Origin of the sequence: Nonomuraea sp. NPDC049684 (assembly GCF_044465345.1) — a bacterium.
GTDB lineage: Bacteria > Actinomycetota > Actinomycetes > Streptosporangiales > Streptosporangiaceae > Nonomuraea.
On sequence record NZ_JBITLO010000001.1, the window covers coordinates 211,217 to 233,822 of the forward strand.

A 22,606-nucleotide genomic window follows, 5' to 3' on the forward strand; every position below is an offset into this window, starting at 1 on the left:
TCCGGAACGCCGGAAGGCGCGGCCCGCGGGCCGCGCCTTCCGCACGGGTCAGCGGCCGCCGGGCAGGGTCAGGCCGATGACCAGAGGGTCGTGGTCGGAGGAGCGGTAGGCGTCCGGCTGGTAGAGGCCGGGCGGGTTGAACTCGGTGTTGTAGTCGCGGATGCGCGGCTCGTCGGAGTTGATGTGCCAGATCGTGGTGCTGGTCACCCGCTTGAGCAGCTGCTTGCCTGCGAAGGCGTGGTCGAGCTCGCCGGCCAGGCCGTCGAACAGGTAGCTGTAGCGCTGCGCCTGCGGCACGAACCGCTTGGTGAGGCTGGTCAGGCCGCCGGCCTCCAGCGTGTCGATCGGGTCCTCCTCGCCGTAGGCGTTGAGGTCGCCGAGCACGAGCGGGTTGGGCAGGTCCTGGTCGCCGATGATGCCGAGCAGCGCCTGCGCCTGCTTGACGCGGGTGGGGTTCCAGCAGCTCTGGCCGTCGCCCTGGTCGGCGTCGGGGCCGCCGGCCGGGCAGCTGCCCTTGGACTTGAGGTGGTTGACGATCATGGTGAACGGCTGGCCCCCGCCCTTCCTGCGGAAGGTCTGGATCAGCGGCGGACGGCTGAAGACGGGGTCCTCCGAGGCCCTGGTCTCGCCGACCGGGGTGAGCTTGCCCGGCTTGTAGATCAGGCCGACCTGGATGAGGTCCGTGCCGGGGTAGGGGTGGCTGAGCGCCGCGTACGTGCCTGCGCCGACCTCGGCGTTGACGGCGTCCACGAGCGCCTGCAGCGCGGTCTGGCCGTTGTTCTCGACCTCCATGAGCGCGACCGCGTCGGCGTCCAGGCCCTTCAGCGCGGCCACCAGCTTGGCGAGCTGCCGCTGCTGCTCACCGGCGTTGCTCGCGCCGCGGGAGCCGATGGTGGTGAACCAGTTGAGGGTGTTGAACGAGGCCACCTTCACGTTGCCCACCACCGGGAAGGGCCGCGGCGTGCGCGGGTTGGCGTCCAGGTAGGCGATCGGCTTGGTGGGCTGGAGGCGGTACTTGCCGAAGCCGTACCCGAGCACGCCGGTGACGCCGGCGGCCACGGTGCCCGCCCGCGTGACGGGCGGCAGCGTCGCCGGGTTCTCCCGGTTGGAGCCGTCGTCGATGAGCAGCGAGCGGCGCGTGTCGGCGGCGGGGTCCACGCCGGGCCGGTCGGTGGGCTGGTAGAGCCGGCCGTCCGCCGACACCGTGACCTCGCCGAAGCGGCCCAGGTTGTAGTTGTCGTCCACGGTGAGCGGCTGCGGGAAGGTGAGCAGCATGTTCTCGACGGCCTCCAGGCCGTCCGCGGCCGGGGGCAGCGTGTACGGCTGCGCCGCCACGCTCCCGGTGCCGCAGACGTCCACGGCGGTGACCGGGGACAGCTCGGTCCAGCCGTTGAACTCGGTGGCCTTGCCGGTGACCAGGACGCGGTCGCCGGTCTTGACGTCCTTGACGGACTCGCGGGCGAAGACGAACAGGCCCTCGGAGGTCCTGGGGTCGGCGTCCGGCCGCGGGTCCTGGAGGAAGAAGCCGCTGAGCTGGTCGGTCCGCTGGAAGTCGCCGGTCACGATGCCTTCGACCCGTACGGTCTGGCCGGTCAGGGGGCCGGTGTCGCCGCTGCCCTGCACCTCGGCCACGCGGCGGTCGGCCGGGGTGTCGCAGGGCGCCGCCGCCGTGTCGGCGAGGGCCGGGGTGGCGGTCAGGGCGCCCGCCACGAGGGCAGCGAGTACTGCTCGGGATAAAACGCGCATGACCGGCACTTTAGAGGGATTATTGCCCGCATATTTCCACACAAAAGTGGATAGAACATTAAATCATCGAACCTTGACATTGGCGGCACGCGGGTATGACCAGTGCATGGACTGGGTCACCTGCGCGTTTTCTGCTGCCTGCCCCGGAATCGCCCAACAGCCGTCCGGCCTGTGCCTGGCGCATCTGCCGGTCGAGGACCTGCCCGCCGTCCTCGCCCGGTTGTCCCCCGGCAGGCTGCTCGACCTCCGCGGCACCACCGTCAACGGCGACCTGCTGTCGCGGGTCCTGGAGGCGACGAGTTGCAGACCGGGCCGCGCCCGGCTCGACCGGGCCAGGTTCACCGGCGACGTCAGGCTGTCGGGCGTGACGTTCACCGGGGACGTGTCGCTCGACGGAGCCAGGTTCGAGCGGCTCGCCTCCTTCTTCGGGGCCCGTTTCGAGGGGAACGTGTCGCTGGCGGCGGCCAGGTTCTCGCGCGAGCTGTCCTTCCACGGCGTACGCGTCCGGGGGCACGTCTCGCTCGACCGGGCCGTGATGTCCCGCGACGCGCTGTTCGGCCAGGCCGTCTTCGAGCACGGGCTCTCCTGCGAGGGCGCCCGCTTCGACGGGTACGCCACCTTCGACGACGCCCGCCTGGGCACCGGCGCCACGTTCCGCGGGGCCAGGTTCGGCCGGACCCTCTCCTTCCGCAAGGTGCGCGGGCAGGCGGGGTTCGACTACGCCCACTTCGCCGGGGACGCCTACCTGTCGGCCTCCGGCAGGCTCTCGGCCGCGCGGTCCCGCGCCGACGGCCTGCTCGACGTGACGGTCGCGCGCTGCGGGGTGGACCTGCGGCGGGCCGAGGTCTTCGGGAACGCCACCGTACGGCTGACCGACTCCAGCGCCGACCTGGAGGGCGCCGTGCTGCACGGACCCGCCTCCGTGACCGGCAAGGGGCTGTCGATGCTGAGCTCGCTGCGCCAGGTGGACGCCGCCAGCCTCACGCTGACCGGCCTCGACCTGTCGGGATGCGGCTTCGCCGGGCTCACGCACCCGGCCGGGGTGCGGGTCAGGAACTGCACGTTCGCGCTCACGCCGCGCGGCGTGCGGGTCAGCCTGCGCCGTCCGATGCTGCGCTGGATCTCGCGGCGCAGCGCGCTGGCCGACGAGCACGCCCTGCGCGGCTGGGACGCCTCCGGCGGCTCGCCCACGACCCCCGACCGGCTGGCCGCCCTCTACGCCGGGCTGCGCGGCCGGATCGAGGACCGCGACACCTCGGCGGACTTCGCCTTCGCCGCCATGGAGATGCGCCGCCAGGCCGGTGAGCACTGGTGGCTGTCGCTGTCGTGGCTGCTGTGGGGGTATGGCATGCGGCTCGGACGCGCGGTGGCCTGGTGCACGCTGCTCGCGGCGCTGACGGCGGCGGCGGTGCTGTGGAGCTCCACCTCGCACGCGGCCCGCGAAGCGGTCCACCACAACCCGGTCCTCCATCAGTAGCCGGGCGGAGCGGGCCGCCACGGACCCTCCACCGGCAACCGGGCCGAGCGGGCCGCCACAACCCGGGCCTGCACCGGCGGGCGGGACGAAATGCGGTGGCAGGCGGCGGAGCGGGCTCGCTAGGGTCGCGCCGGTGAGTACCGATCCGCTGCCGCTGCTCTGGTTGACCGGCCCCACGGGCGCCGGGAAGTCCTCGGCCGGGTGGGAGATCTTCAACCGGCTCGGCCGGAGCGGCGTCAAGACGGCGTTCCTCGACGCCGACCAGATCGGCCTGTGCCATCCGGCGCCGGAGGGCGGCCCGCATCGCCTGCGGGCGCGCAACCTGGCGGCCCTGTGGCCCGGCTTCCGGCGCGCGGGGATGCGCTGCCTGGTCCTGGCCGGTTTCGTGGACACGCCCGAGGAGGTCGGCGAGTACACCGCGCTGCTGCCCGGCGCGGCGTTCACCGTGTGCCGGCTGCGGGTGCCCCACGCGGAGCTGAGGGAGCGGTTCCTCGGGCGGGGCTGGCGTCCGGACCTGGTGGAGGACGCCGTGGCCGAGGCCGTCGAGCAGGACCGCAGCCGGTACGCCGACCTGTGCGTGGACACCGGCGGCCGGACGGTGGCCGAGACGGCCCATCTGGTGCTCGACCGGCTGGACGGCTGGCCGCCGCCCGTCACCGTCCCTGTCGCAGAAGAGGCGCACGTCCCGGCTGTTCCGGGTGCGCCGGTTCCCCTGTTGTGGTTCTCGGGGGCGACGGCGGCCGGGAAGTCGACGGTCGGCTACGAGGTCTTCAGCCGCGTCCACCGGTCGGGCGTCCGGGCCGCCTACGTCGATCTGCGGCAGATCGCCGCGCTGCGCCCGTCCACCGGGGAGGAGGGCCGCCGGCTCAGGGCACGCGGCCTGGCCGCGCTGTGGGACGGTTACCGGGCGGCCGGCGCCCGATGCCTGGTCGTCTCCGGCGGGGCGGACTCCGACGCGACCGTCCGCGCCTGCACCCGCCTGCTTCCCGGCCTGACGCCGACCGTGTTCCGGCTGCACGCCTCCCCCGCCACGCTGCTGGACCGCGTACTGCTGCGCGGCCGGGGAGGCGGCCCGGCCACGCCCGGCGACGAGCTGCGGGGGCTCGGCCCGGACGCCCTGCGGGCCGTGGCCGGGCGGGCGGCGCGGGAGGCCGCCGCCCTCGACCGGGCGGGGGCGGGCGACGTGCGCCTGGACACCGACGGCCGGCCGCCGCAGGAGGTGGCCGCGCGGGTCATGGCCCACGTCCGGCTTCCGTCATAGTGACTTTGCGCATTCGTTCAGTTACTTTGAGTGACGAGCCGCAGAGTGCGGCCGACAGTTTCGGAGGTGTCCCCCGTGCCCCGCATCGCCACCAAGATCAGCGCTGTCCTGGCGTCCGCCGTCCTGCTCGCCGCGGCGGGAGCCGTCCCGGCCCAGGCGGCCGGAGAGGCGTACTTCGAGTTCACCGACACCGACGGCCGGTCCCGGTTCGTCATGCAGCTCACCGACCCCGGCTCCATCCGGCACGCCCGCGACCTGCTGTCCGGCGCCACCGACGAGCGGCCGCACGTGCACGGCCGCATCGCCAAGCGGCCCGTCGCCTACAACGCCCGGTGGAGCTACCACCTGCAGCCCGAGACGATCAACTTCTTCGACGTGGCCATCGAGGTCTGCGACGCGCGCATGACGTACGTGGAGGACCACCTCGACGAGGTGGGCGGCGCGTTCCTGCCGGGCGGCCACTGGTGCCCGTGGAGCTCGCGCCTGACCCGCGAGCTGCCGGCCATGTAGGAGCCCGGCTCACAGGGCGGTGGCCAGTTCCTCGATGACGGTGAAGTGCCGGGGCCAGCCGCCGCCCATGATCCGGCGGGAGAGCTGCTGGGTGGGGTCGTCGGGGTCGAAGCCCTCGTGGTCGAGGAACAGCCGGGTGCCCCGGCCCTCGGGCACCAGCCGCCAGGTGACCGTCCAGTCGGCCTGCTTGCGGTCGCTCCAGCTGATCCGCAGCAGCTTCTCCGCCTCGAACTCCAGCACCTGGCAGTGGACCCTCCCGTCGAACCCCACCGCCTTCCTGGGCTGGGTGGTGAAGGTGAACCGGTGGCCCACCTCCAGCCGGAAGTCGTTGGGCATCAGCCAGCGGGCCATCAGCTCGGGGTCGGTCAGCGCCCGCCACACCTTGGCCGGCGGGTGCTTGAGAAACTCGTCCAGCCTGATCGCGGTCCGGTCCTCAGCCATCCTCTTCCTCCATCTCGTCGAGCAGCGCGGACAGGCCGGTCAGCTTCTCGCGCCAGAACCTCTCGTACGGGGTCAGCCAGTCGCGGATCTCCATGAGCGGCTCCGCCTCCAGCTGGTAGTGCCGTTCGCGCCCCTTGCGGGCCTCGGCCACGAGCCCGGCGTCCTTGAGCACCTTGAGATGCTCCGAGACGCTGGGCCGGCTCATGTCGAAGCGCTCGGCCAGCCGCCCGGCGGGCTGGGGGCCTTCCTGGAGCAGCAGGCGCAGCAGTTCGCGCCGGGCCGGGCTGGCCAGCGCGGTGAAGACGTGGTCGGCGGTCATGCCTGGCTGACCACGAACCCGTTGCCGAACGGGTCGCGGAACAGGAGCTGGCGTCCCCACGCCTGCTCGCTCGGCCCCTCGAAGGCGACGTCGTTCGCGGCGAGGCGGGCGGCCAGGGCGTCGAGGTCGGGCGCGGCCACCACGAGCCCGCCGACGGGGGCCATGTCGGGGAACCAGGAGGCCAGCAGGAGCGCGGTCGCCGCGCCCTTGGGGGCGACGGTGAGCCAGCGGCCCATCGGGAACGGGTTGTCGGTGCGCACCTCGAAGTCGAGCGCGCCGGTGTAGAAATCGAGCGCCCGCGCCTGGTCGGCGACGGGCACGGTGACGGTGAGGATCCCGGAAATCAGCATGTCGGACACTATACGTAGGATTTTTCCGACATATCAAGTCGTGGCCGGAAATATCGGGGACTTCCCTGATAGGCCATCGGCGGCTGACTCCGTAAACTGGGATCATGCGGATCGACGACTACGTGGCCGACCTCGATCGTGCGCTCTCCGGCCCGTCCGGCGCGAAGCGCGACCTGGTCGTCGAGGCCCGCGACAGCCTGTCCGACACCGCCGACGCCCTGGAGGCCGACGGCCTCGACCGCGCCGAGGCCGAGCGGCTGGCGGTCGCCGAGTTCGGCCCGGTCACCGAGATCGCCCCCGGCTACCAGAGCGAGCTGACCGCCGTGGCCGGGCGGCGGCTGGGCCTGCTGCTGTTCATCAGCGTCCCGCTGACCGCGCTCATGTGGTCGATGGTGTGGCGCACCTACCCCGCCGACCCGGCGCTGTGGATGGGCCGTCCGGCCTGGTACCACCTGATCTCGAAGCTGCTCGACGTCTGCCAGCTCGCCACCGGCCTGTACGGCGGCCTCGCCCTGCTGGCGCTCGGCCGGGGCGCGCGCTGGATCCGCCGCCCGCACCTGGTGACCAGGTCGCTGGGCATCGTCGTGTGGGGCATGCTGCCGCTCGGGGGCGCCATGAGCCTCGTGCTGTCCTACAGCCCGCCCGGGCCCGGCACGATGACCGGCTACCTGCCCGCGTTCCTGGCGAACCTGGTCACGACCGCGTTCTGGGGCCTGCAGATCTACGGCGCCACGCGCTGCCTGCGGGTCAGCCGCGCCCGCCGGCCCGCCGCCACCCCGTCAGCCTGAGGCTCGCGCGTCGGCCCGTCAGCCTGAGGCTCGCGCGTCGGCCCGTCAGCCTGAGGCCCGCGCGTCTGCTCGCGCGTCGGCCCGTCAGCCTGAGGCCCGCGCGTCTGCTCGCGCGTCGGCCCGTCAGCCTGAGGCCCGCGCGTCTGCTCGCGCGTCGGCCCGTCAGCCTGAGGCCCGCGCGTCGGCCCTGCTGTCGGCCTGGAGCACGCCGCCGATCACGCTGGTGAACTCCCGCCAGGCCGACCGCTCCCCTTCGAGCTGCTTCCTGCCCGGTTCGGTCAGCCGGTACGTGCGCCGCTTGCGGCCGCCCACCGTGGCCCACTCGCTGGCCAGGTAGCCGACCCGTTCCAGCCGCCGCAGCGCCGGATAGACGGTGCCGGTGGGCACGCTCAGCGCGCCTCCGCTGCGCTCCTGGAGCGCCTCGATGATCGCGTAGCCGTGCAGCGGCTCCCGCTCCAGCACCGAGAGCAGCAACGCGTCCATGTGCCCGCGCAGCGCGTCTGGATTCATGGTCCTGATCCTAGACAACCGTTCGCCATGTAGCCAGTCTACATGTAGGCTGCCTATATGTAGGTAGGCACAACAACGGAGTCGATCGAATGGACGTACTCGAACTCGCCCGCACGCAGTTCGCCGTGACGGGAAGCCTGCACTTCCTGTTCGTCGTGCTCACGCTCGGGCTGGCGCCGGTCGTGGCGCTCATGCACACCCGCCACGTGCTCTCCGGCAGCGCGCTGCACGGCGGCATGACGCGGTTCTGGGGGCAGATCTACGTCATCAACTACGCCCTGGGCATCGTCACCGGCCTGGTGATGGAGTTCCAGTTCGGGCTGTCGTGGAGCGGGCTGTCCCACTACGCCGGAGACGTCTTCGGCGCGCCGCTGGCCATGGAGACGCTGGTGGCCTTCTTCCTGGAGTCCACGTTCCTCGGCTTGTGGATCTTCGGGTGGGGACGGCTGCCCAAGTGGCTGCACCTGGCCTGCATCTGGCTGGTGACGCTGACCGCGTACGCCAGCGCCTTCTTCATCATGGTCGCCAACTCCTTCCTGCAGAACCCGGCCGGCTCGATGGTCAGGAACGGCCGGCTGGAGCTGGTCGACTTCGGCGCCCTGCTCACCAACAAGACGCTGATCTTCTCCTTCCCGCACGTCATCGGCGCGGGGCTGCTGACCGGCGGCCTGGTGCTGGCCGGGGCCAGCGCGTACCAGCTGCGGCGGCGCACCCGCGAGACGCTGTTCTTCGCCAAGTCGCTGCGCACGGGGGTCGGCGTGGCGGCGGTCGGCGCCTTCCTGGCCCTGGGCTTCGGGTACGCCCAGTTCGGCGGCGTCCAGGAGGGCAAGTTCGACGGCGACGCGGGCGCCGGGGTGCCGCTCGGGCTCATGATCGAGATCGGCCAGCTCCTGGCGTTCGTGCTGCTGTTCGTGCTCCTGCCGATCATCTACTGGCTGCCGAGGTGGCGCTGGACGCACCCGGTGCTGATCGTGATGACCCCGGTGCCGTTCGCGCTGGCCATCCTGGGCTGGATGGCCAGGGAGATCGGCCGCCAGCCGTGGATGGTCTGGCACAAGCTCACCGTGGCCGACGCCCTGACGCCCGGCCTGACCTCGGGCATGGTCACCGCCTCGCTGATCGGGTTCGCCGGCGTACTGGGGCTGCTGGCGGTCGTCGACTACGTCCTCATCGCCCGGGTCGTCCGGCGCGGCCCGCGCGACCTCGACCTCGGGGCGCTCCCGGCCGGCGCCGAGCCCGCCCCGGCGATGAGCTACTAGGAGTGCTGACATGGAAGTGATCTGGTTCCTGTTCTTCGCGGTGCTGCTGGCCGGGTACTTCGCCCTGGAGGGCTTCGACCTCGGCGTCGGCCTGCTGCTGCCGGTGCTGGGCAGAACGCGCGGCAACCGCGACCGCATGGTGGCCGCGATGGCGCCGTTCGTGCTGGCCAACGAGGTGTGGCTGGTGGCGGTGGCCGGGACGCTGTTCGGGGTGTACCCGCGCCTGGAGGGCGAGGTGCTGTTCGGGCTCTACCCGCTGGTGGTGGCCATGCTGCTGAGCTGGATCGTGCGCGACGCCGGGCTGTGGTTCCGGCGGCGGCTGGACGGCGCGAGGTGGCGCGGCTTCTGGGACGCGATGATCGCGTTCGGGTCGCTGGGGCTGTCGTTCGGGTGGGGCATGGCGCTGCACGCCGCCGCCACCGGGTTCGCCTCCTCGCCGGTGCATCCGGTCGGCGTGCTGCTGGGCGTGCTGGTGACCCTGCTGTTCGCCTTCCACGGGTGGACGTTCCTGGCCTGGCGGGAGCCGGGCGTGTTCGGGGCCGTCCGGTCGGGGCGGGCGCTGCTGCTCTCCGGGCTGGTGGCCGCGCTGCCCGCGATCGGCCTGCTGGCGGGGGCCATGCCGTACTTGCTGGAGCACAGCGCGCCGGCGGCTACGTTGAATGTGCTCAGTGTCATGGCGTTGCCGTTCGCGCCGATCATGCTGGGCGCGCAAGTATGGGTATGGCGGACTTTCCGGCCAGGTAAGGGCGCCGTCCCGCTCCCCTCGTTCTTCTGAAGGCCACGTGCATAAGGATCTTCTGCGGCTCATGCGGGCCGAGCGCTCGGTGCGCCGCCACCTGACAGTCACCATGGTCGCGGCCGTGCTCGCCGGGCTGCTCGTGCTCGCGCAGGCCGAGCTGCTGGCCGGCGTGCTGTCGGGCCGGTTCACCGCCGCCGCGCTGGGGGCGCTGGCCGCCGTCGTGGGCGTCCGGGCGCTGCTGGCCTGGACGCAGGGCGTCTTCGCCGGGCGCACCGCGACGGGCGTGAAGTCCGCGCTGCGCCACCGGCTGCTGGCCCGCCTGGGCGAGCTGGGCCCGTCCAGGCTGACCGGTCACCGGTCGGGCGAGCTGGTCACGCTGACCGGCCGCGGCCTGGACGGCCTCGACGCCTACCTGACCGGCTACCTGCCCTCGATCGCGGTGGCGGCGGTGGTGCCGGTGGCCGTGCTGGTCCGGCTGTTCACCGCCGACCTGGGCAGCGCGGTGATCGTCCTGGTGACGCTGCCGCTGATCCCCGTCTTCGGCGCGCTGGTCGGCATGACGACCAAGGCCGTCACCGAGCGGCAGTTCCACGCCCTGTCGCGGCTCGGCGGGCACTTCCTCGACGTGGTGCGCGGGCTGCCCACGCTGCGCGCCTTCGGGCGGGCCCGCTACCAGGCCACCGTCATCCGGCAGGTCGCCGACGCCCACCGCAGCGCGACCATGCGCACCTTGCGGGTGGCGTTCCTGTCGTCGCTGGTGCTGGAGCTGTGCGCGTCGCTGTCGCTGGCGCTGGTGGCGGTGCCGATCGGGCTGCGGCTGCTCGGCGGCTCGCTGGACCTGACGACGGCGCTGCTGGTGCTGCTGCTGGCGCCGGAGGCGTACCTGCCGCTGCGGGCCATGGGGACCCGGTTCCACGCCTCCATGGAGGGCGTGGCCGCCGCCGACGCGGCCTTCGCCGTCCTGGACGAGGCCGCCGGCGACCCGTCCGGCCCCGCCCGCCGGTACGACGGGCACGGCGCGCCGGAGATCCGCCTGGAGAACGTGACCGTCCGCTATCCCGGCAGGGACGAGCCCACCCTGGAGAACGTGACGCTCACCATCGCGCCCGGCGAGCGGGTGGCGCTGGTCGGCGAGAGCGGCGGCGGCAAGAGCACCCTCCTGAACCTGGTCCTGGGCTTCCTGCGCCCGTCCGAGGGACGCGTCCTGGTCGACGGCGCCGACCTGCGCGAGCTGGACCTGGACAGCTGGCGGGCGGCCCTGGCGTACGTGCCGCAGCGCCCCCACCTGTTCACCACCTCCGTGGCCGACAACATCCGGCTGGGCGCGCCCGGCGCGACCCTGGAGGAGGTCCGGCGGGCGGCCGCCGCCGCGCACGCCGACTTCGTGGACGGCCTGCCCCAGGGTTTCGACACCGTGGTCGGCGAGCGCGGCGCGAACCTGTCGGCCGGCCAGCGGCAGCGCGTGGCCCTGGCCCGGGGCTTCTGCCGCCCGGACGCCACGGCGCTGCTGCTCGACGAGCCCACCGCCCGCCTCGACGGCCGCAGCGAGGCCGCCGTCGTGGCCGCCACCGCGCAGCTCGCGCGGGGGCGCACCGCCGTCATCGTCGCCCACCGGCCCGCGATGATCGACCTCGCCGACCGGATCGTGCGGGTGCACGAGGGCCGCGTCGTCTCCGACACCACCCGCGACCGGCCGGCCCACCCGGACGGCGACGATCTCCGGGAGCCGCAGGGCGTGGCCTCCCTTCCCGAGGGGAGCGCGCGATGAACCGGCGCATGGGCACCCGGCTGGTGTGGGCCGTGCTGGCCGGGGCGGCTGCCGACCTGGCCGGGCTGGGGCTGATCGCGGCCGCCGCCTGGCTGATCACCAGGGCCGCGCAGCAGCCGTCCCTGGCCGCGCTGAGCGTGGCGATCGTGGCGACCAGGGCGTTCGCGACCGGCAAGGGCGTCTTCCGCTACGCCGAACGGCTCACCGGCCACGACGTGGCCCTGCGCGCCCAGGCCGGCACCCGCGAGCGGCTCTACCAGGCGCTCGTCCCGCCCCAGCGTCCCCGCCACGGCGGCGCCGACCTGCTCAGCCGCATGGTGGACGACACCGAGGCCGTCCAGGACCTGCTGGTCCGCGCGCTGCTCCCGGCCGCCGCCGCGCTGCTGACCGGGCTGGCCGCGGTCGCCATCGGGCTGTTCGTGCTGCCGCTGACCGCGCTGGTGCTGGTGGCCGGGCTCGTGGTGGCAGGCGTGCTGCTGCCCGCCGCGACCGCCGCCGCCGCGCGCCGCTGGTCGGCCCGGATCGCCCCGGCCAGGGCCGCGCTGGCGGCCCGCGTGGCCGACCTCGTGCACGGCTCGGCCGACCTGGCCGCCTACGGCGCGGGCGAGCGGGCCCTGTCCGGCGCGCTGGCCGCCGACGAGGCGCTGGCCGCGCTGGAGCGCCGCCAGTCGCGCGTGCACGCCGCCGCGCTCGCGGTCGGGACGCTGGCCCAGGGCCTGACGGTGGCCGCCATCGTGCTGCTCGCCCAGGGGGCGGGCGCCGGGTCCGTCGCCACGGCGGTGCTCGCGCTGACCGCGCTGGTGTCGTTCGAGCCGGTGCTGCCGCTGGCGGCGGCGGGCGAGCGCATGGCCGGGATCACCGCGGCGATCCGGCGGCTGCGCGAGGTCCGCGCCGCCGCGCCGGCCGTCACCGAGCCCGCCGCGCCCGCGCCCGTGCCGTCGGCTCCGCTGACGGTCGAGGTCGACGACCTCGTCGTCCGCCACCCCGACGCCGCGCGGCCCGCGCTCGACGGCGTCTCCCTGCGCCTGACCCCCGGCCGCCGGGTGGCGATCGTCGGCCCGAGCGGGGCGGGCAAGAGCACGCTGCTGGCCGCGCTGATGCGCCTGGTCGAGCCCGAGTCGGGAAGCGTGCGCGTCAACGGGACCGACCTGCGCGACCTGTCCGGCGACGACGTCCGCACGCTGATGACCGGCCTCACCCAGGACCCGTACATCTTCCGCACGACCCTGCGCGACAACCTGCGCCTGGCCGGGCCGGACGCCGGCGACGAGCGGCTGGCGGCGGCCGTGCGGGAGGCCAGGCTCGGCCCGTGGGTCGAGCGCACCGGCTGGGACGCCGAGCTCGGCGAGGACGGCAGGACCGTCTCCGGCGGCCAGCTCCAGCGCCTGGCCCTGGCCAGGGCGCTGCTGTACGACCCGCCCGTGCTGCTGCTGGACGAGCCCGCCGAGGCGCTGGACGAGGAGACCGCCGACCGCCTGATGGCCGACCTGCTGGACGTCATCCGCGACCGCACCACCGTGCTGGTGACCCACCGGCTCAAGGGCCTGGAGTCGGTGGACGAGATCGTGGTGCTCGACGAGGGCCGCGTCGTCCAGCGCGGGCGGCACGACGAGCTGGTGGCGGCGCCCGGCTACTACCGCGACCTGTGGGAGTCCGAGGCGCTGACCAGGCGCTGACCGATCCTTCGCCCTCGCTTTGAGTTTGCGTCGCCATCAGGTTTATGATGCAAACCTGTTTGCGGGTAAGAGGAGTTGGCATGGTGGACGACGATCGAGCGCGTACTCCCGAGGAGACGCTGTGGCTGATCGAGCAGCAGCGCACCGCCACGGTCCGGCGCCTGCACGGCGACCCCGTGCTGCTCTACGTCCCCTGGGGCGTGGCCTGGCTGCTCGGTTTCACGGCGCTGTTCCTGCACTACGGCCTCGACGGCGTCCCCTATGCGCCGATCTCCCGCCCGCAGGCGCTCATGGTGCTGTTCGCGGGCATGTCGCTGGCCGGGGCCATCGCGATCTTCGGCATGGTGCGGCTGGGGGCGCAGGTCCGCGGCGAGAGCTCGGCCAAGGGCATGATGTACGGCTACGCCTGGACGGCCGGCCTGGTCTCCATGACGGCGCTCGCCATCCGCTTCAGCCCCCAGCTCCCCGCCACCGAGAGCGGCCTGCTGTGGGGCGGCGGATTCATGATGCTCGTCGCGCTGCTCTACATGGCCGGCGGCGCGATCTGGACGTACTGGCCGATGTTCTTCGTCGGCGTGTGGGCGGCGGTGGTCAACGGGGTGGGCGTCATGCTCGGCGCCGGCTGGCACGCGCTGCTGACGGCCGTGCTGACCGGCGGCGGCTACATCGCGGCCGGCGTCGTGCTGCGGCGGCGGATGTGAGCCCCGACGGGGCCGTCCCCGAGCTCGACCCGGTGATCCACGCGCAGGCCAGGCTGCGGGTGGTCGCCACGCTCAACACCCTCGGCGGGCGCGACGAGATCGCCTTCCCCTCGCTGAAGGACCTGCTCGGGATGACGGCCGGCAACCTCTCGGTGCACCTGACCAAGCTGGAGGACGCCGGTTACGTCCGCATCACCAAGACCCACAAGGGCCGCACCCCCGTCACCTACGTCGCGCTCACCCAGCGCGGACGGCTGGCCTTCGAGGACTACACCAAGGCGATCCGCGCCTTGCTCGACAACGCTGGAGGAACCCCATGACGGCCCTCGCCAGAACGGTGGAGGTCACCCGCCGCTACGGGGACGTGATCGCGCTCGACCGCGTCTCGCTCGACATCCGGGCAGGAGAACTGGTCGGCCTGCTCGGCCCGAACGGCGCGGGCAAGTCCACCCTGATCAACCTGTTCGTCGGGCTGCGCCGCCCGACCTCCGGCACGGTCGAGCTGTTCGGCGGCTCGCCCCAGGACCCCGTCATCCGCCGGGGCATCGGCGTCACCCCGCAGGAGACCGGCCTGCCCGAGTCGCTGCGGGTCGGCGAGATCGCCGACTTCGTGCGCGCCCACTTCCCCGACGCGCTCGGCAGGGACGAGCTGCTCGGCCGCTTCGGCCTGAGCGACCTGGTCAAGCGGCAGGTGGGCGGGCTGTCCGGCGGGCAGAAGCGGCGCCTGGCCGTCGCGCTGGCCTTCGCCGGCCGCCCGCGCCTGGTGTTCCTGGACGAGCCGACGACCGGCCTCGACGTCGAGGCCAGGCGCACCCTCTGGGACGGCATCCAGGCCTTCCACGCCGAAGGCGGCACGGTCGTCCTGACCAGCCACTACCTGGAGGAGATCGAGGCGCTGGCCGAGCGCGTGGTCGTCGTCGGGCAGGGCCGCGTCCTGGCCGACGACACCGTACGGGCCGTGCGCGACATGGTGGGCGTGCGGCGCGTCTCGCTCGACGCCGAGGACCTGCCCGAGCTGCCCGGCGTGCTCAGCACCGAACGCCAGGACGGCCGCGTCAGCCTGCTGACCGCCGATCCCGACCGGCTGGTGGTCGAGCTGGTGCGCAGCGGCACCCCGTTCTCCGGGCTGGAGGTCAGGCCGACCACGCTGGAGGAGGCCTTCCTCACCATCACCTCGACCTCGCCCCCCAAGGAGAGCGCGCATGTCTAGCCTGATCGTGGCCCACACCCGGCTGCAGCTCGTCGAGCAGTTCAGGGTGCCCATCGGGATCCTGGCCAGCTCCATGTTCCCGGCCATCTCGATGCTGGCGTTCGTGGTGCCGTTCGCGGGCGGCGACCCGGCGGCGGCGACGTCGGCGACGGGGGCGCTGATGTTCTTCGGCGCCATGTCCTCGGCGGTGATCGGGCTCAGCGCGTCGGTCTCGCAGGACCGTGAGCAGCCCTGGGACCCCTACACCCGCACGCTGCCCGCCGGGCCGTTCCCGCGCCTGGCCGGGCGGATGGTCTCGACGGTGGTCCTGATGCTGCTGTCGGTGGTGCCGGTGCTGGTGGTCGCGGCCCTGCTGACCGAGGCGGTCATCACGCCGGTCCGGCTGGCACTGGGGCTGGCCGCGCTGGTCGCCGGAGGGGTGCCGTTCATGCTGATCGGCCTGTTCCTGGGCCTGACGCTGCCGTCGAAGGCGGCGCTGGCGGTGGCGCAGATCGTCTTCTTCCCCGTGGCGATCGTGGGCGGGCTGATCCTGCCGCCGCAGATCCTGCCGGACATCGTGGAGGCCTTCTCGCCGTACGTCCCGTCCAGGGGCGCGGCCGAGCTGATCTGGGCGGCCATCTCGGGGGTCCGTCCCGACGGGGTCGCGCTGGTCATGCTGGGCGTCTGGACGGTGGTCGCGGCGGCGGCCGCGGCGTGGGCCTACCGCCGCGACGAGGGCCGCCGTTTCGCCTGACGGGGGCCGGCGTCCCGCCTGGGGGCGGCGGTTCGCCTGATGGGGGGGTGTGCCGCCGAGTCCGCAGCGATCTCAACGGCACACCCGTCTCCGGGAGGGGGTCCTTGTGTTTACTTCTTCTCTTGGAGGGTGACGGTGGTCTCCGCGGACCGGCCGTCCCTCATATATGTGATCTTGACCTGTTGGCCCGGTTTGAAACCTCTGACCTGTCCAACAACCGTATCGCCTGAGTCAACAGGTGTGTCCCCAATCTTGGTGATCAGGTCGCCCTCCTGCAGCCCGGCCCTGGCCGCCGGGCTGTCCGCGGTCACCTGCCGGATCAGCGCGCCGGGCACGTCGCCGGTGGCGTCGGTGACGCTCACGCCGAGGAAGGCGTGGCTGACCTTGCCGCTCTTGATGAGCTGCTCGGCGACCTGCTTGGCGGTGTTGACCGGGATCGCGAAGCCGACGCCGCCGCCGGCCGCGTCGGAGGCGATGGCGGTGTTGATGCCGACCAGCGCGCCCGCCGCGTTCACCAGCGCGCCGCCGGAGTTGCCGGGGTTGATCGCGGCGTCGGTCTGGATGACGTCGCCGATGGTGGTGCCCTCCACCGGGCTCTGCTGCTGCTCGCCGCCGAAGCCGGGGGGAAGCTGCTGACGCTGCTCGCCGCCCAGCTTGAGCGTACGGTTCAGGGCGCTGACGATGCCCCTGCTGACCGACCCGTCCAGGCCGAGGGGGCTGCCCATGGCCAGCACGTCGTCGCCGACCTTGAGCTGGTCGCTGTCGCCCAGCGTGGCCTTGGTCAGCCCCGAGACGCCCTCGGCCTTGATGACCGCGAGGTCGGTGGCCGGGTCGGTGCCCACGACGGTGGCCTTGGCCGTCTTCCCGTCGCTGAACTTGACCGTCATCTGACCCCCGCCCTGCGAGGCGCCGACGACCACGTGGTTGTTGGTGAGGATGAGGCCGTCCTCGGAGAGCACGACGCCCGACCCCTCACCCGTCTGCCCCTGGATCATGACCACCGACGGCTGCACCCGCTCGGCCACCTCGGCGGTGGACAACTGGTTGGAGGCGGCCCTGAGCACCGGGCTCGGCGCGCTGACCACCTGCTGCGGCTCGGGCTGGAACGCGGTCGCGACGGCGGCCCCCACGACACCGCCGCCGATGGCCATCGCGGCCAGCGCGAGCCCGGCGACGGCCTTCTGCCCGGCGTTGAGCCGCGCCTTGACGGGGGTGGACGGCGGAGGAGGAGGCGGCTGCTCCATGACGATCGTGTCCCGTCGGGGGAAGCCCCCGGCGGCCGGCGGGGTGGCGCCGAACTGGCTCCACCCACCGGTGCCCTGCTCGCGAGGCTCGTTCGCGTTCATCTGTCATCTCCCTCAAGTCCCTATGACTCAAGGGTGCCAAGAGGGGCGTAAGAGCTGGTTAAGGCGCTGATCGGAACTCTGTGAGACGACTCACTCACACCTTATCTCCGCTGCTCACCGCCCGGACGTATCCAGACAAAAGCAGAAAAGAATCTACAAATGCGAATCGTCACAGGGGTATTGGTCACAGCGGGGGCGCTGCTCAGCGTATGGGGCGCTGTTTGAGCCCGGTTCAGCCGGAGGGCGGGGTACGGCGGTCGCGGGTGGCGGTTCTCACCGCGACGACCACGATCAGCGCCGCGACGATGAGGACGGCCAGCAGCGCGAGGATCACGGTGGGTCCGAAGAGCATGAACGACTCCTGGTTGGGCGGGCCGGAATGTGGGCGGTGGCTCAAAGGTGCAGCGGCGGGAGGACGCCGAGGGCTCGCAGCACTCCTACCACTATGGCGACGGGGATGATCATCATCATCCCCGTGCGACGGGTTTTCCGGTACAGGTGCGCCATCCTGCGCGCCTCACGCCACTCCCGCTCGTGAGCCTGCCGCGCCCGTAACTCTGCGATCTGCGCTCTGCTGACGACCTTGAGCCTGCTCCGGTCGATCTCCTGGGGCATGACCCCATTCTGGTGCCCGATGCGGCCTTCGTTCCACCGGCAGGTCCGGTCAGCGGCGGGCGCGGACGGCCGCTTCGATGCGCAGGGCGAAGCCGCCCAGGGCGATCACCAGATAGACGAACAGCCAGGCGGTGGGCTCGTCCTGCCACGGCCTGACGATGGTGAGCACCGACAGCGCCAGGCCCAGGCAGATGGCGAGGGTGCCGATCGTGCGCACCGCCGAGGCGGGGTCACTGTCGCCCCCCTCGGACGCCATGAGGACGGGGACCTGGTTGGGGACACGGTCGTCGGCGTGCTCGCCTGCTGAAGAGGTCACGGGTCCAGAGGCTGCCACCCCGAGATCAAGATCCGATAGCTGCCGGATCTACGATCGGACGACGAGGAGCCGCGGCCTCCGCCTGGTACGGGGTCAGGTCTGGAGGGAGCGCCAGGATTCCAGCGTGGCTTCGGCGATCATCTCGATGCGCCGGCCGTACGCCGGATGGCCGTCGGACACGAAGCTGCCGTCCCGGACCGGGAGGTCGCGGAAGGTGGCGCGGAAATGCCGGGGCGGCCCGCCCGGCGGGAGCGGCGCGTACGCCGACAACGGCTCCAGGTCGTGGACCGGCCGCGTTCCGCGCCGGTTCCTGGCCACCTGGCGGGCTCCCACGCGAAGCAGCGCGTCCAGGCCCCGGTCCAGGCAGAGCTGCAACTGGCGGTACTGGCCGTCCAGGTACTTCGGGTGCGCCGCGGACGGATGCTGCAGGAAGTAGGCGCAGACCACCACCGCGTGCCACCGGTACATGCCGGGATCGCCCTGCTCTTCGGCCAGGACGGCGTGGTAGTAGTCCACGCAGGCGCCCAGCGGTCCGGCGGACGCGCCGCACTCGCACCGGGCCACGGTCGGACGATCCGTCATGGCCCGCACCCTAGGCGGCCGCGAGCGGCGCTGTCGAGGCGCCGGCCTCGACCGGGCGGCCCGGCGGCACCCTCGCGTCACGTGCCGCCGGGGCGTTCGCGGTCATCGGTCAGGTACGGGCGGGCCAGTATTCGTCTCTCAAGAGGCGCTTGTAGAGTTTGCCGGTCGGGTGGCGCGGCAGCTCGTCGCGGAAATCGACCGACTTCGGGCACTTGTAGTGGGCCAGGTGCTCCCGGCAGTACGCGATCAGCTCCGCCTCCAGCGCCGGCCCCGCCTCCGCCGCCGTCATCGCCTGGACCACGGCCTTGACCTGCTCCCCCATCTCCTCGTCCGGCACCCCGAACACGGCCACGTCGGCCACCTTGGGGTGGACGGCCAGCACGTTCTCGGCCTCCTGCGGGTAGATGTTCACCCCACCCGAGATGATCATGTACGAGCGGCGGTCCGTGAGGTACAGGAAGCCGTCGGCGTCCAGGTAGCCGATGTCGCCGAGGGTGGTCCAGCCCCGGCCCTTCGGGTCCTGCGCCGAGCGGGTCTTGTCGGGGTCGCCGTGGTACTCGAAGCGGGCGCCGTTCTCGAAGTACACCGTGCCGTGCTCGCCCGGTGGCAGGTCCTCGCCCTCCTCGTCGCAGATGTGCACGACGCCGAGCAGCGAGCGGCCGACCGTGCCCTTGTGCTCCAGCCAGTCCTCGGAGCCGACGTAGAGGAAGCCGTTGCCCTCGGTGCCCGCGTAGTACTCGTGGATCACCGGCCCCCACCAGGAGATCATCTGCTCCTTGACCGGCACGGGACACGGCGCGGCGGCGTGGATGGCGCAGACCAGCGACGACAGGTCGTACTTCTTGCGGGTCTCCTCCGGCAGCTTCAGCATCTTGATGAACATCGTCGGGACGAGCTGCGAGTGCGTCACCCCGTACCGCTCGACCAGCCGCAGGTACTCCTCGGGGTCGAAGCGTTCCATCACCACCACCGTGGCGCCGAGCCGCTGGAAGGACAGGCAGTAGCGCAGCGGCGCGGCGTGGTACAGCGGCGCGGGCGAGAGGTAGACGCTGTCGGCCGACGGCGCGAACAGCGCCTGGATGAGCCGGACCAGCGTGTTCGACTCGGTCAGCGGCGCCAGCGAGGCGGCCACCTTGACGCCCTTCGGACGGCCGGTCGTGCCCGAGGAGTAGAGCATGTCGGCGCCCTGGCACTCGTCGGCGATCGGGGTGACCGGGCAGCCGGCCACCGTCTCCTCGTAGGAGACGAAGCCGTCGGCGACGCCGTCGAGCATGAGCCGCAGCTCCACGCGCGGCGTGGCCTCGGTGATCGAGGTGGCCACCTCCGCCAGGTTCGCGCTGGAGATGAAGGCCCGGGCGCCGCAGTTGTCCACGATGTAGGCGAGTTCGTCGGTCTGCAGGCGGGAGCTGATCGGCGTGTAGTACAGGCCCGCGCGGTGCGCGGCCCAGGCGATGGCCAGGAAGAGCGGGTGGTTGGCGAGCATGAAGGCGACGTGGTCGCCGGGCTTCAGCCCGGCCGCGCGGAAGGCGTGGGCCAGGCGGTTGGACTCCTCTTCGAGCTCGCGGTAGGTGAGGACCTGCCCGGAGCCCGCCATGATCACAGCGGGCTTGTCGGGGGTGACGGCTGCGATGGCTCCCGGGTACATATTAGAACAGTATTCGGTCCGTCGGCGGCGGCGCTAGGGCGCGCCGAAGCCGCGGCCCCCCGGCGGAGGGCCGCGGCTTTCGAGTCCGCCGGCGCCGGGATCTACTCGGCGGGGATCACCGAGCCCTCGTACTTCTGCTTGATGAAGTCCTTGACCTTCGGGTCCTGGAGCAGCTTGCCGAGGGTGACGATGTTGGCGTCCTTCTCGTGGCCGGCCTGCACGACGAGCCCGTTGACGTACGGGTTGCCCTCGGTCTTCTCCAGCACCAGCGCCTGACTGGCGGGCTTGAGCCCGGCCTCGATGGCGTAGTTGCCGTTGATCACCGCGGCGTCCACGTCGTCGAGCGAGCGCGGGAGCTGGGCCGCCTCAAGGGGCTTGAACTGCAGCTTCTTGGGGTTGTCCGTGACGTCGCGCTCGGTGGCCGCGGTGCCGGCGCCGTCCTTGAGCTTGACCAGGCCGTTGTCGGCGAGCAGCTTGAGCGAGCGGCCGAGGTTCGTGGCGTCGTTGGGGACGGCCACGGTGGCCCCGTCCGCCAGCGCCGACAGCGAGGTGATCTTCTTGGAGTACAGGCCGAGCGGCTCCAGGTGCACCGGGGTGACGAAGCTCAGCTTGGTGCCCTTGGAGGCGTTGAAGTCGTCCAGGTAGGGCTTGTGCTGGAAGAAGTTGGCGTTCAGCTGGCCCTCGTCGAGCTGCACGTTCGGCTGGACGTAGTCGGTGAACTCGACTATCTCCAGCTTCAGCCCGGCGGCGGGGGCCAGGTTGTCCTTGACGAACTTCAGGATCTCGCCGTGCGGGACGGGGCTCGCGCCCACCTTCAGCACCGTGTCGGCCGACTCGGCGGCGGGGGTGGTGGTCGCGGACTGCGACGTACCGCATGCGGCGAGCAACAGGGACAGCGCGGCAGCACCCAATATCGAGCGAATCTTCATGATTTTTCCCTTACTTATGTGAAATGCGCCGAGCGACCCAGTCGCCCAGACTCTGCAGAATTTGCACGATGACGATGAGCAGGACGACGGTCACGATCATCACGAGCGTCTCGAACCGCTGGTAGCCGTAGCGCACGGCCAGGTCGCCGAGCCCGCCGCCGCCGACGGTGCCCGCCATGGCCGAGTACCCGATGAGCGCGACGATCGTGACGGTCAGCCCCGACACCAGGCCCGGCAGCGCCTCGGGCAGCAGGACCTTGCGCACGATGGCGGTCCGGCTGGCCCCCATGGCCTGCGCGGCCTGGACGACGTCGGTGCCGACCTCGCGCAGCGCAGTCTCGACCAGCCGGGCGAAGAACGGCACGGCCCCCACGGTCAGCGGCACCACCACGGCCGCGGTGCCGATCGTGGTCCCGATGACGAGCCGGGTGAACGGGATGATCGCGATCATCAGCACGATGAACGGCAACGACCGCCCGATGTTGACGACGATCCCCAGCACGGACTTCACCGCCGGCAGCGGGCGCAGCCCGTCCCGGTCGAAGGCCACCAGCGCCACGCCCAGCGGCAGCCCGAACAGCACGGTGAACAGCGTGGCCCACCCCACCATCTGGGCGGTCTCCCACGTGGCCGGCCACAGCAGCGGCACGATCTCTTCCCAGGTCATGCGGCCTCCCCCGCGACTTCGACGAGCAGCCCCGACTCCCGCAGGAACGACAGCGCCGAGGACGACTCCGCGCCGGTCAGCGCCACGCGCAGGCGGCCGACCGAACCGCCGGCCAGGTCCTCGATCGAGCCGCCGAGGATGTTGACGTCCACGTCGAACCTGCGCGCCAGCTCCGAGACCAGCGGACGGCCCGGGTCACCGGTGAAGGTGAGCGTGACGGAACCGGCCGGAGCGGGCTCGGGCAGCGGGAAGATCTCCCTGGTCAGGCGGGATCCGGGGGTCCTGATGAGGTCGGCGATCGTCCCCGACTCCTCGACGCGGCCCCCGGCCATGATGGCCACCGAGTCGCAGACGCTCTTGACGACGTTCATCTCGTGGGTGATGAGCAGGATCGTCAGGCCCAGCTCGGCGTTGAGCCGCTTGAGCAGGGCGAGGATCGACTGGGTGGTGGCCGGGTCCAGCGCGGAGGTGGCCTCGTCCGACAGCAGCACCGACGGGTTGCCCGCCAGCGCCCTGGCGATGCCGACGCGCTGCTTCTGGCCGCCGGAGAGCTGGTGGGGGCGGTCGCCGCCGCGTCCCTGGAGGCCGACGAGGTCGAGCAGCTCGGCCACGCGCCGCTGCCGTTCGGCCCTGGGCACGCCCATGACCTCCAGCGGGAAGGCGACGTTGCCGGCCACCGTGCGCGAGGACAGCAGCGCGAAGTGCTGGTGGATCATGCCGATGCGCTGCCTGGCGCGGTTGAGCTCGCGGCCGGGCAGGGCGGTCAGGTCCTGCCCGGCGACGGTGACCGTGCCCGCGGTGGGGCGTTCGAGCAGGTTGACGCAGCGCAGCAGCGTGCTCTTGCCGGCGCCGCTCTGGCCGAGCACGCCGTAGATCTCGCCCTCGCGCACATGCAGGTCGACGCCGTCGAGCGCGACGGTCTGGCCGTACTGCTTGCGCAGGCCGGAAGCCTGGATCACGAAATTTCCCCACGAGTGAGAGCGGCCTGATGGCGGGCCGCTTCCTTACACGAACATCA

Annotated in this window: 25 protein-coding genes; 12 read left to right on the forward strand and 13 right to left on the reverse strand. The window is 72.2% G+C overall.

The window, feature by feature from the left end:
- Window positions 1-48: 48 nt before the first annotated feature.
- Window positions 49-1,746, reverse strand: a complete 1,698-nt coding sequence (locus ACIBST_RS00955) for an ExeM/NucH family extracellular endonuclease (RefSeq protein ID WP_397167949.1) — start codon at window positions 1,744-1,746, stop codon at window positions 49-51.
- 106 nt (window positions 1,747-1,852) lie between these two features.
- On the opposite strand from ACIBST_RS00955, the gene ACIBST_RS00960 reads away from it, so the two are divergent.
- From ACIBST_RS00960 to ACIBST_RS00970, 3 genes are all read left to right on the forward strand, one after another.
- The gene (locus tag ACIBST_RS00960; RefSeq protein ID WP_397167951.1) at window positions 1,853-3,223 is read left to right on the forward strand and encodes a pentapeptide repeat-containing protein; all 1,371 of its coding nucleotides are present in this window, start codon (window positions 1,853-1,855) and stop codon (window positions 3,221-3,223) included.
- A gap of 133 nt (window positions 3,224-3,356) precedes the next feature.
- The gene (locus ACIBST_RS00965; RefSeq protein ID WP_397167952.1) at window positions 3,357-4,484 is read left to right on the forward strand and encodes a hypothetical protein; all 1,128 of its coding nucleotides are present in this window, start codon (window positions 3,357-3,359) and stop codon (window positions 4,482-4,484) included.
- Window positions 4,485-4,550: 66 nt separating this feature from the next.
- On the forward strand, window positions 4,551-4,994 hold the full coding sequence (locus ACIBST_RS00970; protein ID WP_397167953.1) for a calmodulin-binding protein: 444 nt from the start codon (window positions 4,551-4,553) through the stop codon (window positions 4,992-4,994).
- Between the two features lie 9 nt (window positions 4,995-5,003).
- On the opposite strand, the gene ACIBST_RS00975 is transcribed toward ACIBST_RS00970, so the two are convergent.
- Genes ACIBST_RS00975 through ACIBST_RS00985 form a run of 3 tightly spaced genes read right to left on the reverse strand, consistent with a single transcriptional unit; the run spans window position 5,004 to window position 6,104 of the window.
- Window positions 5,004-5,435, reverse strand: a complete 432-nt coding sequence (locus tag ACIBST_RS00975; RefSeq protein WP_397167954.1) for an SRPBCC domain-containing protein — start codon at window positions 5,433-5,435, stop codon at window positions 5,004-5,006.
- Window positions 5,428-5,754, reverse strand: a complete 327-nt coding sequence (locus ACIBST_RS00980) for a metalloregulator ArsR/SmtB family transcription factor (protein WP_358293072.1) — start codon at window positions 5,752-5,754, stop codon at window positions 5,428-5,430. Before ACIBST_RS00980 ends, ACIBST_RS00975 begins: the two co-directional genes overlap by 8 nt.
- Window positions 5,751-6,104 carry a VOC family protein gene (locus ACIBST_RS00985; protein ID WP_397167956.1) on the reverse strand — a complete coding sequence of 118 codons (354 nt, stop codon included), beginning with the start codon at window positions 6,102-6,104 and terminating at the stop codon, window positions 5,751-5,753. The genes ACIBST_RS00980 and ACIBST_RS00985 overlap by 4 nt, the downstream gene beginning before the upstream one ends.
- Before the next feature lie 104 nt (window positions 6,105-6,208).
- On the opposite strand from ACIBST_RS00985, the gene ACIBST_RS00990 reads away from it, so the two are divergent.
- The gene (locus ACIBST_RS00990) at window positions 6,209-6,892 is read left to right on the forward strand and encodes a permease prefix domain 1-containing protein (RefSeq protein ID WP_397167957.1); all 684 of its coding nucleotides are present in this window, start codon (window positions 6,209-6,211) and stop codon (window positions 6,890-6,892) included.
- Window positions 6,893-7,054: 162 nt separating this feature from the next.
- Here ACIBST_RS00990 and ACIBST_RS00995 read toward each other — a convergent pair whose 3' ends face one another.
- Window positions 7,055-7,402, reverse strand: coding sequence for a helix-turn-helix transcriptional regulator (locus ACIBST_RS00995; protein WP_397167959.1), 348 nt, complete (start codon window positions 7,400-7,402; stop codon window positions 7,055-7,057).
- An 89-nt stretch (window positions 7,403-7,491) separates the two neighbouring features.
- Here ACIBST_RS00995 and ACIBST_RS01000 point away from each other — a divergent pair, with 89 nt between their 5' ends.
- The 8 genes from ACIBST_RS01000 to ACIBST_RS01035 all read left to right on the forward strand — a co-directional run bounded on the left by ACIBST_RS01000 (window position 7,492) and on the right by ACIBST_RS01035 (window position 15,488).
- The gene (locus ACIBST_RS01000) at window positions 7,492-8,661 is read left to right on the forward strand and encodes a cytochrome ubiquinol oxidase subunit I (protein ID WP_397167960.1); all 1,170 of its coding nucleotides are present in this window, start codon (window positions 7,492-7,494) and stop codon (window positions 8,659-8,661) included.
- A gap of 10 nt (window positions 8,662-8,671) precedes the next feature.
- Window positions 8,672-9,436 carry a cytochrome d ubiquinol oxidase subunit II gene (locus ACIBST_RS01005; protein ID WP_397167962.1) on the forward strand — a complete coding sequence of 255 codons (765 nt, stop codon included), beginning with the start codon at window positions 8,672-8,674 and terminating at the stop codon, window positions 9,434-9,436.
- A 7-nt stretch (window positions 9,437-9,443) separates the two neighbouring features.
- Window positions 9,444-11,168, forward strand: a complete 1,725-nt coding sequence (gene cydD / locus ACIBST_RS01010) for a thiol reductant ABC exporter subunit CydD (protein WP_397167964.1) — start codon at window positions 9,444-9,446, stop codon at window positions 11,166-11,168.
- Window positions 11,165-12,844: a thiol reductant ABC exporter subunit CydC gene (gene cydC, locus ACIBST_RS01015; protein WP_397167966.1), complete on the forward strand. Its 1,680-nt coding sequence runs from the start codon at window positions 11,165-11,167 to the stop codon at window positions 12,842-12,844. Before cydD ends, cydC begins: the two co-directional genes overlap by 4 nt.
- A gap of 80 nt (window positions 12,845-12,924) precedes the next feature.
- Complete coding sequence (locus ACIBST_RS01020; RefSeq protein WP_397167967.1) at window positions 12,925-13,545, forward strand: hypothetical protein; 621 nt, start codon at window positions 12,925-12,927, stop codon at window positions 13,543-13,545.
- Complete coding sequence (locus ACIBST_RS01025) at window positions 13,542-13,865, forward strand: transcriptional regulator (RefSeq protein ID WP_352328377.1); 324 nt, start codon at window positions 13,542-13,544, stop codon at window positions 13,863-13,865. The genes ACIBST_RS01020 and ACIBST_RS01025 overlap by 4 nt, the downstream gene beginning before the upstream one ends.
- A complete protein-coding gene (locus ACIBST_RS01030; RefSeq protein ID WP_397167969.1) occupies window positions 13,862-14,755 on the forward strand; it encodes an ABC transporter ATP-binding protein in 894 nt (297 codons plus the stop codon). The genes ACIBST_RS01025 and ACIBST_RS01030 overlap by 4 nt, the downstream gene beginning before the upstream one ends.
- On the forward strand, window positions 14,748-15,488 hold the full coding sequence (locus ACIBST_RS01035; RefSeq protein ID WP_397167971.1) for an ABC transporter permease: 741 nt from the start codon (window positions 14,748-14,750) through the stop codon (window positions 15,486-15,488). The genes ACIBST_RS01030 and ACIBST_RS01035 overlap by 8 nt, the downstream gene beginning before the upstream one ends.
- A gap of 110 nt (window positions 15,489-15,598) precedes the next feature.
- Here ACIBST_RS01035 and ACIBST_RS01040 read toward each other — a convergent pair whose 3' ends face one another.
- The 8 genes from ACIBST_RS01040 to ACIBST_RS01075 all read right to left on the reverse strand — a co-directional run bounded on the left by ACIBST_RS01040 (window position 15,599) and on the right by ACIBST_RS01075 (window position 22,547).
- Window positions 15,599-16,834, reverse strand: coding sequence for a S1C family serine protease (locus ACIBST_RS01040; protein ID WP_397167973.1), 1,236 nt, complete (start codon window positions 16,832-16,834; stop codon window positions 15,599-15,601).
- Window positions 16,835-17,227: 393 nt separating this feature from the next.
- A complete protein-coding gene (locus tag ACIBST_RS01045) occupies window positions 17,228-17,449 on the reverse strand; it encodes a hypothetical protein (RefSeq protein WP_397167974.1) in 222 nt (73 codons plus the stop codon).
- Window positions 17,450-17,498: 49 nt separating this feature from the next.
- Window positions 17,499-17,765: a hypothetical protein gene (locus ACIBST_RS01050; RefSeq protein ID WP_397167976.1), complete on the reverse strand. Its 267-nt coding sequence runs from the start codon at window positions 17,763-17,765 to the stop codon at window positions 17,499-17,501.
- A 93-nt stretch (window positions 17,766-17,858) separates the two neighbouring features.
- Entirely contained in the window at window positions 17,859-18,347 is a 489-nt protein-coding gene (locus tag ACIBST_RS01055; protein WP_397167978.1) for a DUF5946 family protein, read from the reverse strand.
- Window positions 18,348-18,456: 109 nt separating this feature from the next.
- Window positions 18,457-19,992, reverse strand: a complete 1,536-nt coding sequence (locus ACIBST_RS01060; protein ID WP_397167980.1) for an AMP-binding protein — start codon at window positions 19,990-19,992, stop codon at window positions 18,457-18,459.
- Between the two features lie 101 nt (window positions 19,993-20,093).
- Window positions 20,094-20,921, reverse strand: a complete 828-nt coding sequence (locus ACIBST_RS01065; protein WP_364333824.1) for a MetQ/NlpA family ABC transporter substrate-binding protein — start codon at window positions 20,919-20,921, stop codon at window positions 20,094-20,096.
- Between the two features lie 10 nt (window positions 20,922-20,931).
- Window positions 20,932-21,588, reverse strand: a complete 657-nt coding sequence (locus ACIBST_RS01070; RefSeq protein WP_397167981.1) for a methionine ABC transporter permease — start codon at window positions 21,586-21,588, stop codon at window positions 20,932-20,934.
- Window positions 21,585-22,547, reverse strand: a complete 963-nt coding sequence (locus tag ACIBST_RS01075) for a methionine ABC transporter ATP-binding protein (protein ID WP_397167983.1) — start codon at window positions 22,545-22,547, stop codon at window positions 21,585-21,587. The genes ACIBST_RS01070 and ACIBST_RS01075 overlap by 4 nt, the downstream gene beginning before the upstream one ends.
- Between the last annotated feature and the right edge of the window lie 59 nt (window positions 22,548-22,606).